A 12,008-nucleotide genomic window follows, 5' to 3' on the forward strand; every position below is an offset into this window, starting at 1 on the left:
AGTTGTTACCTATTACCTATTACCTAACTTTTTGTATAAACTCTACCCGAATCTGGATTATAGGTTTGCAAAGCCTTCATATATTGAGCGCGTTCAAAGGTGCTAGGATTAGGACAATTTAACTGGCTCATACTACCTTGCATTTGCTTGACAGATTCATATTCATGTATTTTCATCCACTCCCGTAGGTCTTTTTCTAAACAGTGAATATGGTTAATACCTTCTCGTAATAATACAGAACACAACATAGTTATATTTGCTCCCACCATCAACATTTTGATCACATCATGGGCATTGTGAATACCGCTAGTTGCAGCTAAACTCCCCTGAATATGACCATAGAGAATGGCTATCCAGCGCAGAGGTAAACGCATGGCTTGGGGGGTACTTAAAAGTACATGAGGTTCTACTTCTAAATTTTCTAAATTAATATCTGGTTGATAAAAGCGATTAAATAATACTAAACCATCAGCCCCGGCACGATCTAAACGTTTAGCAATATTTGCAGTATTAGTAAAGTACGGACTGAGTTTTACGGCTACAGGAATAGTGACAGCGGCTTTAACAAATGTGAGAATATCAAGATAATTCTGCTCGATATCTTGACTACTTAAATCTGGATTTGTGGGAACATAGTAAATATTTAATTCTAGTGCTGATGCTCCTGCTTCTTGCATGAGTTTACCATATTTAGTCCAACCACCGACGGAACAACCATTCAAACTGGCAATAATGGGAATATCCACTTTTTCCTTAGCTTTGCGAATATGATCTAAATATTCTTCTGGTCCGACTCGGAATTTAGCAATATTTGGGAAATAGGTTAAAGCTTCTGCAAAACTTTCTGTACCATGGCTTAAATGATGATCAAGTGCGGATTCTTCTAAAGTTAATTGTTCTTCAAATAGCGAGTGCATAACAACAGCACTTGCACCGGCATCTTCCATTAATTTAATATTATCAATGTCTTCTGAAAGTGGAGAAGCCGAAGGAACTAAGGGAGATTTTAATTCTAAACCTAAATATGTGGTAGTTAAGTTCATAAATTTGGTAATTAAAAACTAACAACTGTACGGGCGAAGCATTTGGAGAACTATTTTTGGCAATGACCGATAATTTATCTTCCAAATGCTTCGCCCCTACTAACAACTGACAACTGACAACTAACAACTGACTCAAAGCTATTTTAATTTTCTTGCAGCTAAATATTGATACATTTGCCAACGGGTATTAACATCTGCTTGGGCTTCTTTGAGGAGTTCTTTGGCTGTTTCTGAGTTAATTTTAGTTAACATTTTGAAACGGTTCTCCATGTACATGGAATTTTCTATTGGTATACGAGGGGTGCGAGAATCGAGTTGTAGGGGGTTTTCTCCCTGTTGTAATCTGTCGGGGTGATAGCGATATAATAACCAGCGTCCAGAGTCTACAGCAGCCTTTTGGTTTTGCATGGCTGTACTCATGTTGATACCGTGAGCAATACAATGACTGTAGGCAATAATTAATGATGGACCGTCGTAAGCTTCGGCTTCTAAGAAAGTTTTCAGGGTTTGTTCATCTTTTGCGCCCATTGCTACACTAGCAACATAAACATTACCGTAGGTCATAGCAATTAAACCTAAGTCTTTCTTGGTTGTAGGTTTACCACCTGCTGCGAATTTTGCCACTGCACCTTTAGGGGTAGATTTGGACATTTGACCGCCAGTATTAGAGTAAACTTCTGTGTCTAAGACGAGAATATTAACGTTGCGTCCACTAGCGATTACATGATCTAATCCACCATAACCAATATCATAAGCCCAACCATCACCACCAATGATCCAAACACTTTTTTTCACTAAATAATCAACGAGGGATTGAAGATTTTTGAACGCAGATAAACGCAGATAAACGCTGATAGAATCCTCTTTCATCTGCGTTAATCTGTGTTCATCTGCGGTGATAATTTCTTTTAATTTTTCTTTAAGAATAGAAACTCGTTCTCGTTGAGAGTAAATATCCGATTCGTCTTTTTGTTCAGCGTTGAGGATTTCTGTAACGAGGGTTTCACCTATTTGGGGTGCAAGTTGTTGGAGTAAATAAGCTGCAAATTCCGCTTGTTTATCTATGGAAACGCGGAAACCTAAGCCAAATTCGGCGTTATCTTCAAATAGACTGTTAGACCATGCTGGACCCCTACCTGCGGCGTTTTTTGCCCAAGGTGTGGTGGGTAAGTTACCACCATAGATAGATGAACAACCGGTGGCGTTGGCGACGATCATGCGATCGCCAAATAATTGTGTTACTAATTTAATATAAGGTGTTTCTCCACATCCAGCACAAGCACCAGAAAACTCAAACAACGGTTCTTGCATTTGTTGTTGATTAATATGATTCAACTGCAAATTTCGTCTATCTGGGTTAGGGAGATTTAAGAAGAAATCCCAATTTTCTCGTTCTTGTTCTCGCAATGGTTTTTGTGCTGCCATATTAATGGCTTTTTTGCGCGGTTCGGCTTTATTTTTTGCGGGACAAACATCAACACAAATACCGCAACCTGTACAATCTTCTGCTGCTACTTGAATGGTAAACTTTAAATCATGCCAATCATGTTCTTTGGCATTGGCACTTTTAAAAGTTGTTGGGGCATTTTCTAATTCTTCTGGTGCATATACTTTAGCGCGAATGACACTATGAGGACACACCATCACACATTTACCACATTGAATACAAACGTCAGCATCCCAAACCGGAATTTCTTCAGCAATATTGCGTTTTTCCCATTTAGATGTTCCTGTGGGATATGTACCATCTACAGGTAATGCACTCACAGGTAAATCATCACCTTCACGGACTATCATTTTCCCTAATACATTGCGGACAAATGCAGGTGCATAATCGGGGATTGAGGACACTCTTATATTTTCTTGTTCCCTGCGATGCACTGAGCTTGTCGAAGTGTTCCCCGTTCCCCGTTCCCTAATTTCATAGAGATTTTCCAAGGTTTTATCAACGGCTTGAATATTCATTTGTACGATTTCTTCGCCTTTTTTACTGTAGGCTTTACAGATAGATTTTTTAATTTGATCTATAGCTTCTTCTCTTGGTAAAACACCGGAAATGGCAAAGAAACAAACCTGCATAACGGTGTTAATATGTCCACCCATTCCGGCTTCACGGGCGACTTTGTAGGCATTGATTACATAGAATTTGATATTTTTGTTAAGTATCTCTGTTTGCATTGCAGCAGGTAATTTATTCCAAATTTCATCTTTGTGATAATGTGAATTTAGTAAAAAAGTGCCACCAGGAATAATATCTTTCAATATGGGAAATTTTTCTACAAAGTCCCATTGATGACAAGCGACAAAATTAGCTTTAGTGATTAAATAAGTAGAATGAATTGGTTGCGAACCAAAACGCAAATGAGAGACTGTGACTGAACCAGATTTTTTAGAATCATAAACAAAATAACCTTGGGCAAAATTATCTGTTTCTTCTCCAATGATTTTGATGGAATTTTTATTTGCCCCTACTGTACCATCTGCACCCAAACCGTAGAAAATTGCCCTAACTATATTGTCGGCTTCTATATTAAATTCGGGATTATATGTTAAACTGGTATGGGTAACATCATCATTAATCCCCACAGTAAAATGATTTTTTGGTTTCTCCACATCTAAATTATCAAATACCGCTTTTACCATTGCTGGTGTAAATTCTTTAGATGATAAACCATATCTACCTCCCACAACTTTAATTTTGTGAAGTTGGTTTTCTGCCAAAGCTGTAACTACATCTATATATAAAGGTTCACCAATTGCCCCTGGTTCTTTCGTTCTATCTAAAACGGCAATTTTGGAGGTAGTTTGGGGGAGAGAATTAATAAATCTTTGGGTATCAAAGGGACGATATAATCTAACTTTGATAATTCCCACTTTTTCACCTTGTTGATTGAGATAATCTACGGTTTCATGAACTGTTTCGCAACCAGAACCCATGAGAATAATTATTTTTTCTGCTTCTAAATGTCCATGATAATCAAATAGTTGATATTGTCTCCCCGTCATTGCGGCAAATTCATCCATTACCTGTTGAGTAATATCTGGACAAGCGAGATAAAAAGAGTTTACTGTTTCTCTAGCTTGAAAATAAACATCAGGGTTTTGCGCCGTTCCTCGTAATACCGGGTTATCAGGTGTTAAAGCCCGTAAACGATGGGCAATTACTAAGTCTAAAGGAATAAATTTTTGTAAGTCTGGAGTTGTTAAGATTTCTACTTTATTGACTTCGTGGGAAGTGCGAAAACCATCAAAAAAGTGTAAGTAAGGTATGCGAGATGATAAAGTTGCTTTTGTGGAAATTAGGGCAAAATCATGGGCTTCTTGCACAGAAGCAGCGCATAACATGGCAAAACCTGTAGTTCTTGAGGCCATGACATCACTATGATCTCCGAAAATGGAAAGGGCTTGGGCTGCAAGCGATCGCGCCGCAATATGAAATACTGTAGGTGTAAGTTCACCAGCAATTTTGTACATATTTGGTAGCATCAGCATTAACCCCTGAGATGCTGTAAATGTGGTTGTCAGTGAACCTGTTTGTAAAGCTCCATGTACAGCACCCGCAACCCCCCCTTCACTCTGCAACTGTACCACCGCAGGAACTGTTCCCCAGATGTTCGGTTTTCCCTCACTCATCCAAGTATCAGACCATTCCGCCATCGGTGAAGATGGGGTAATTGGGTAAATGGCAATAACTTCGTTTAGTTGGTAAACGACTTTAGCCACAGCTTCATTACCATCTATAGTTGCAAAGGTTCTCATCTTCATCTTCCTTTACCTTGAAGAACTACTAAATTTCGGGTAATTGGTGTTTTCCTAGCCCCAAATTCCCTAGTTTTTACATTCAACTGAAAAATCAGCAGAAACTTCCATCTATTAAAATCATAATTATAGGATAGTTCATAGAAAATCCCCCCGTACTAAATTTAGTATGGGGGCTAGATGAGAACAAAATCCCAAATTATTGGTTTTAAGGAATAATTTTCTGCTAAGTTCCTCTAACTTTTGGCGTAGTAATTGAGATAAATCTCTGTAGTTAAGACTATTCACAAAAGACTTAAATATCTGTTTTTGGTTTACTAGCTGTTCCAGGATCTTGACGGTTTTCTTTAATCAATCGGCTGTAAGTCCGCTGGGGAATATAGTGAATTGGATTGTAATCAATACAACGTAAAATCAGCACACAAGCCCAAGAATACCGTCCATCAGCAATAGCTTCAATGATACGATTGAACTGTTCGGGAGCGATGGCACTATGAAAATCGTTCTGAGAAGAAGAAGCTTGATAATTCATAACTAACCCTGATCTAATCTTGTAGGATTGAAAGTTGATAAGTTGTCAGAATTCAGAACAGAAAATCTTTTTAGTCAAGCCTTTTAACTCCTGATTACTGAACTCCTAAATTCTGAATTATAGAAAAAAATCAATGGGATATTTGAGGTAACAGGATTATCTGCCCGTGATATGTAAAGGATTTAATTCTCTTGGTAAATAACTTCGATATCTAAGTCCGAGTATAGCGATAACTTACCGATTAAATATCAACATTATTTGTGGTTATCAGAGAACTTTATGAATTTTCTGTGAGGTTTAGTGAGCAGTGATATCCATTTAATTAGGGGTGTATCATTGGCAATTGGTGATCTAAATAGATTAAGTTCTGAAATTTTTGATTGTAAAGACTGGAAAATCACTAACCACATTACCCTTGTGTTAGTAAAAAATATAGGCAAATTCCTAGCATTTCCTGTCCACCTCGATTGTTTGGTAAAAAATAGGAAATACAGACATTTGGATTATGACACTATTTAAATAGTCATACAACATTGAAATCTTTCCTGGCTTCAGTTTTGTAAATACTCCTTGTGACACTATTATATGCAGAATACTATGTTTTTCCTATCTGGTACGCCGAATTGGCAATTTGTTTCTCTAAATAGTACAGAAAATGTCAGTTCTAAATTGCGGATTAAATGACTATTTAAATACTGTCACAAGGGAGATTTACAAAACTGTAAATGGCATAAAGATATAAATTTATTTTTGGCTATTTTTAATTTTCTGGCTAAATTAGTTACACTTCATCACGAAATACTCAACGTCTTAAAGTTGTTGAGGATATAAGTATTCAGGTTTTGACGAATTGAGTAATATTTATAGATGTAATACAGCGGTTTCCGCTCTTATGAGGTACAAAGTTGAATCATAAAACTTTTGTAGTGCGGGCATACTTCGACCCTTCGACAGGCTCAGGGCATCGCTTGCTCAGTACAAGTCTTGCCCGCTAGATATGTACCTCACAACACCGGGAAGTGCTGTATTTAATTTTTACTGCAATAGACTCTTATAAAAGTGGCACAAGTAAAGTTTACAAAATGGTAATTAATAGCAACAAAGCCAAATTGGTAGTTATTGAGTTGAAATTAGTGATTGCTAAAATTTTATCTATTCCCTGCCATCTAACTAATAGATACTTCTCTATCTATAAGCGGAGGTAAGGGTTCATCCTTTAGCTAGAAGTAAATAATTGAGTAACTTATTTACTATTAACCTGAAATAGTATCTCAATAATCCTAACTTTAGCTAGAGATTGGTAATGTACAATGTATAAATTAGTGCAAAGTATTGTTGACAGTGATGAAAAAAATGTTTTAGGTGACTTTATCTTAGAATTAGGCAAGGATCATAAACGTTACTTTTTAAGAAATGAGATTTTACAAGCTTTTGCAGATTATTGTCACCAATTCCCAAAACCCGCTTATTTTTATCACTCTTCCTCTTTAGGGACATTCATTCAATACACCCATGAAATAATTTTAGATGGTGAAAATACTTGGTTTATAGTTAGACCAAAGATTGCGAGTCAAGAAGTATGGTTATTAAGCGCGGACTTGACTAAGTTTGAGTTAATGACACCGAAAGCATTATTAGATGTGAGCGATCGCTTAGTAAAGCGTTATCAACCGCACATTTTAGAAATTGATCTCCATCCCTTTTATTCAGCAGCACCAAGAATTGATGATTCCAGAAATATTGGCCAAGGTTTAACCGTTCTTAATCATTATTTTTGTAATCAAGCATTGACAGATCCTGAATATTGGATTGACGCATTATTTCAATCATTAAAAAGATTAGAATATAACGGCATCAAATTATTAATTAGTAATCATATTCATTCAGGTTTGCAACTAACAAAGCAAATCAAACTAGCGTTAGAATTTGTGAGTCATTTATCCCCCCAGACACCATATATAAAATTTAAATTTCATCTTCAAGAACTCGGTTTAGAACCAGGTTGGGGTAATAATGCAGCCAGAGTCAGAGAAACCTTAGAACTGCTGGAAAGACTCATGGATAATCCCGAACCTGCAATTTTAGAAACCTTTGTTTCTCGCATTTGTGCAGTTTTCCGCGTCGTCCTTATTTCTATCCATGGTTGGGTTGCACAAGAAGATGTTTTAGGCAGAGATGAAACATTAGGACAAGTTATTTATGTTTTAGAACAAGCCCGCAGTTTAGAAAATAAAATGCGGGCAGAAATTAAACTTGCAGGTTTAGATACATTAGGAATTAAACCCCATATCATTATATTAACTCGACTGATTCCCAATTGTGAAGGCACATTTTGTAACTTACCATTAGAAAAAGTTGATGGTACAGAAAATGCTTGGATTTTGCGCGTTCCTTTTGCAGAATCTCGACCGGAAATTACCAACAACTGGATTTCTAAATTTGAAATTTGGCCTTATTTAGAAAAATTTGCTCTTGATGCCGAAGCAGAACTTTTAAAACAATTCCAAGGAAAGCCCAATCTAATTATTGGTAACTACAGTGACGGGAACTTAGTTGCTTTTATTCTCTCCCGAAAAATGAAAGTTACCCAATGTAATATTGCCCATTCCCTCGAAAAACCTAAATATCTATTTAGTAACTTATATTGGCAAGATTTAGAAGCACAATATCACTTTTCTGCCCAATTTACCGCTGATTTAATCAGTATGAATGCCGCAGATTTTATTATCACATCATCCTATCAAGAAATTGTAGGTACACCAGATACAATGGGACAATATGAATCTTATAAATGTTTCACCATGCCCAACTTATATCATGTAATTGATGGCATTGATTTATTTAGCCCTAAATTCAATGTGGTATTACCAGGAGTCAGTGAAAATATATTTTTTCCCTACAACCAAACAACAAATAGAGAATCCCACCGTCGTCAACATATCCAAGACCTAATTTTCCATCAAGAACACCCAGAAATTCTCGGTAAATTAGATCATCCTCATAAAAAACCGATCTTTTCCGTTAGTCCCATTACCTCAATTAAAAACCTCACAGGTTTAGTTGAATGTTTCGGTAAAAGTGAAGAATTACAAAAACATAGTAACCTAATTTTATTAACCAGTAAACTTCATCCAGACTTAGGAACAAACTCCGAAGAAATTCAAGAAATAGCAAAAATTCATGCGATTATTGATCAATATCATCTTCACCATAAAATCCGCTGGTTGGGAATGCGTCTTCCTCTCCGCGATATTGCTGAAACCTATCGTGTAATTGCCGATTTTCAAGGGATTTATATTCACTTTGCCCTTTATGAATCCTTTAGCAGAAGTATTTTAGAAGCAATGATTTCTGGATTACCAACTTTTACAACTCAATTTGGTGGTTCATTAGAAATTATTGAAAACCATGATCAAGGATTTAACCTCAACCCCACAGACTTAGCAGGAACAGCCAAAACAATTATCAACTTCTTAGAAAAATGTGAAAATTATCCAGAACATTGGCTAGAAAATTCTCAATGGATGATTGAACGCATTCGCCATAAATATAACTGGAATTCCCACACAAATCAACTCCTGTTATTAACGAAAATGTTTAGCTTTTGGAACTTCATCTATCCCGAAGATAACGAAGCCAGAGATCGTTACATGGAAAGTTTATTTCATCTTCTTTATAAACCTATAGCTGACCATATTTTATCAGAACATCTAAGCAAAATCAGAAATCATAATTAAAACCTGCTTCATCTTAAACTTTGCGTCTTTGCTCCTTTGTATCTTTGCGCGAAACATAAATTTAAATTCTTTATACCTAATCTATTATCATGGATAAAAAAGACCATTTTCGCAACCTTATCTATACAGACTGGATATTAAATGAAACCAAGTTTAATCCTGAATATTTGCATAGCCGAGAAACTATTTTCACCATTGGTAATGGCTATTTAGGGACAAGAGGAACATTTGAAGAAGGCTATCCCCGCGCATTATCAGCAACATTTATTAACGGTGTTTATGATGATGTTCCCGTAGTTTATACCGAACTTGTAAACTGTCCAGATTGGCTACCATTGACAGTTATTATTGAGGGAGAACGCTTTCGCCTTGATCAAGGTACAATATTAAAATATAACCGTAAACTAGACTTACATCATGGCATTCTCAGCCGGTGTTTACGTTGGTGTAGTCCCAATGGTAAAGCAATAGATATCCATTTTGAACGCTTTGCCAGTTTAGCAGATCAGCATATAGTCGGGCAACGTTGCCAACTAACACCAGTAAATTTTGATGGTTTAATTGAAATTCAAGCCAGTATTAACAGTTACTCGGAAAATCAAGGATTCAACCATTGGGAAGGATTAGATCAAGGTAAAATTACACAAGGATTCTGGTTACATAGTCGCACTCGCAACAGCCGCATAGATGTCGGTATAGCGGCAAAAATAACTATTTCGGGAACTGACATAGACTTACAAATTAATACCACACCTGGTTATCCCAGCTTAAATGCAACCGTTGCCGGTCAAATCCAACAGACAATCACCATAGTAAAGATTGTCAGTATTTTTACATCTAACGAAATTGCAGAACCAGTTGTAGCCGCTAAAGAAAAGCTCGTAAATATACCAGATTATATAACCTTAATTGATGCCCATGCCCAAGCCTGGGAGCAAGTTTGGCAACAAAGTGATATTATCATTGAAGGAGATATCACAGCAGCTTTTGCAGTGCGTTACAATCTGTTTCAGTTACTAATTGCTGCACTTAGAAATAATAATCACATAAGTATCCCGGCGAAAACCCTATCTGGCTTTGGTTATCACGGACATATCTTTTGGGATACGGAAATTTTTATTCTGCCATTTTTTACCTTTACCCAACCAAATTTAGCCCGGAATTTGCTCAGTTACCGTTATCACACCTTACCAGGGGCGCGACGCAAAGCGGCACATTATGGCTATCAGGGGGCGATGTTTGCCTGGGAAAGTGCGGTGACAGGGGATGAAGCGACACCACGCTGGTCACTACGGAGTGATTTTTATGCCGAAGATATTCGTATATGGTGTCGTGATCGAGAAATTCATATTAGTGCGGATATTACTTACGCCATTTGGTATTATTGGCAAGTTACAGAAGATGATGAATGGATGCGAGATTATGGTGCAGAAATTATTTTAGATACCGCAATTTTTTGGAGTAGTCGAGTTGAATTTAATCCCCAATTAGAATGTTATGAAATTCGCGGAGTTATTGGTGCAGATGAATATCACGAACTAGTTCATAACAACTGCTTCACAAATCGGATGGTACAATGGCATTTAGAAAAAGCCTTAATCATCTATAACTGGCTGCATTCCACCTTTCCAGAAGTAGCCATAAAACTTGAACATAAATTACAAATTAGCTCCCAAGTCATCAATCATTGGACAGAAATTATCGCTAAAATGCTCATTATCCACAACCCAGAAACCGGACTAATTGAGCAATGTGAGGGGTTTTTCCAACTAGATGATATTAACTTAGCCAAATACGAACCGCGAGAAAAATCAATCCAAATTATTTTGGGCATGGAAGAAACCAACAAAGGACAAGTCATTAAACAACCAGATGTATTAATGCTTCTATATTTGATGCGGGAATCTGCCGATTTTCCCTATAATCAGCAAACATTACAGGTAAATTGGGACTATTACGCCCCCCGCACAGATATTAGTTATGGTTCTTCCTTGGGTCCGGCTATTCACGCCATTTTAGCCGCAGATTTGGGCAAATCACAGGAGGCTTACGAATACTTTATGCAGGCGGCAATGGTAGATTTAGAAGATAAACGCGGAAATACCCAAGATGGGATACATGGTGCTAGTGCTGGAGGCATTTGGCAAGCTGTAATATTCGGTTTTGGCGGTATCCAATTTCGGGAAAATGTCCCCGTAGCCCATCCTCACTTACCCCCAACTTGGACAAGACTGAAATTTAAGTTACAGTGGCATGGTAAATGGCACGAATTCGATTTGCGTCAGGAATTACCAAAAACGAGAAAGCCTAACATTCAGGGCGTGATTTTTGACTTAGATGGCGTATTGACTAATACCGCAGAATATCATTATCAAGCTTGGCAAAAGTTAGCAAATGAAGAAGGTTTACCTTTTAATCGAGAAATGAATGAAGCCTTGCGGGGTGTGTCTCGTCGCGCTTCTCTGATATTGATTATTGGCAATAGAGAATATTCAGAAGTGCAAATTCAGGAAATGATGTCTCGAAAAAATGATTATTATGTAGAACTAATTCACAATATTACACCCACAGATTTATTACCAGGGGCAGTGGCCTTATTGGATGAATTGCGTCAAGCTGGAATCAAAATCGCCATTGGTTCTGCTAGTAAAAATGCCCGGCTAGTGATTGAAAAATTGGGGATTGGTGGTAAAGTAGATGTTATTACTGATGGTGATACTGTCCAATCCGCCAAACCAGCACCAGACTTATTTCTTCATGCTGCCAACCAGTTAGGAATTCCCCCAAATGAATGTGTAGTATTTGAAGATGCCGCAGTCGGTATTATCGCCGCCAAAGCAGCAAATATGTGGGCTGTAGGCTTGGGACCCCAGGAGAGGGTGGGGGCTGCTGATGTCGTTTTGCCTAGTTTGGCAGAAGTAAAATGGGAGGAACTAA

General features: G+C 37.4%; 5 protein-coding genes. 2 read left to right on the forward strand and 3 right to left on the reverse strand.

All coding sequences use genetic code 11. The features are described from left to right. Nucleotides 1-23: 23 nt before the first annotated feature. The 3 genes from FJR08_RS21395 to FJR08_RS21405 all read right to left on the reverse strand — a co-directional run bounded on the left by FJR08_RS21395 (nucleotide 24) and on the right by FJR08_RS21405 (nucleotide 5,334). Entirely contained in the window at nucleotides 24-1,043 is a 1,020-nt protein-coding gene (locus FJR08_RS21395) for a dihydroorotate dehydrogenase-like protein (RefSeq protein ID WP_168634499.1), read from the reverse strand. Between the two features lie 138 nt (nucleotides 1,044-1,181). Next, a complete protein-coding gene (nifJ, locus tag FJR08_RS21400; protein WP_168634500.1) occupies nucleotides 1,182-4,808 on the reverse strand; it encodes a pyruvate:ferredoxin (flavodoxin) oxidoreductase in 3,627 nt (1,208 codons plus the stop codon). A 289-nt stretch (nucleotides 4,809-5,097) separates the two neighbouring features. Further along, nucleotides 5,098-5,334: a HetP family heterocyst commitment protein gene (locus FJR08_RS21405; protein ID WP_015079864.1), complete on the reverse strand. Its 237-nt coding sequence runs from the start codon at nucleotides 5,332-5,334 to the stop codon at nucleotides 5,098-5,100. A gap of 1,310 nt (nucleotides 5,335-6,644) precedes the next feature. Here FJR08_RS21405 and FJR08_RS21410 point away from each other — a divergent pair. Beyond that, entirely contained in the window at nucleotides 6,645-9,071 is a 2,427-nt protein-coding gene (locus FJR08_RS21410; RefSeq protein ID WP_168634501.1) for a sucrose synthase, read from the forward strand. 89 nt (nucleotides 9,072-9,160) lie between these two features. Then, on the forward strand, nucleotides 9,161-12,008 hold a 2,848-nt coding region (gene pgmB / locus FJR08_RS21415; RefSeq protein ID WP_168634502.1), incomplete at its 3' end, for a beta-phosphoglucomutase.

This window comes from Dolichospermum sp. UHCC 0260, from assembly GCF_009711985.1.
Classification (GTDB): Bacteria; Cyanobacteriota; Cyanobacteriia; order Cyanobacteriales; family Nostocaceae; genus Dolichospermum; species Dolichospermum lemmermannii.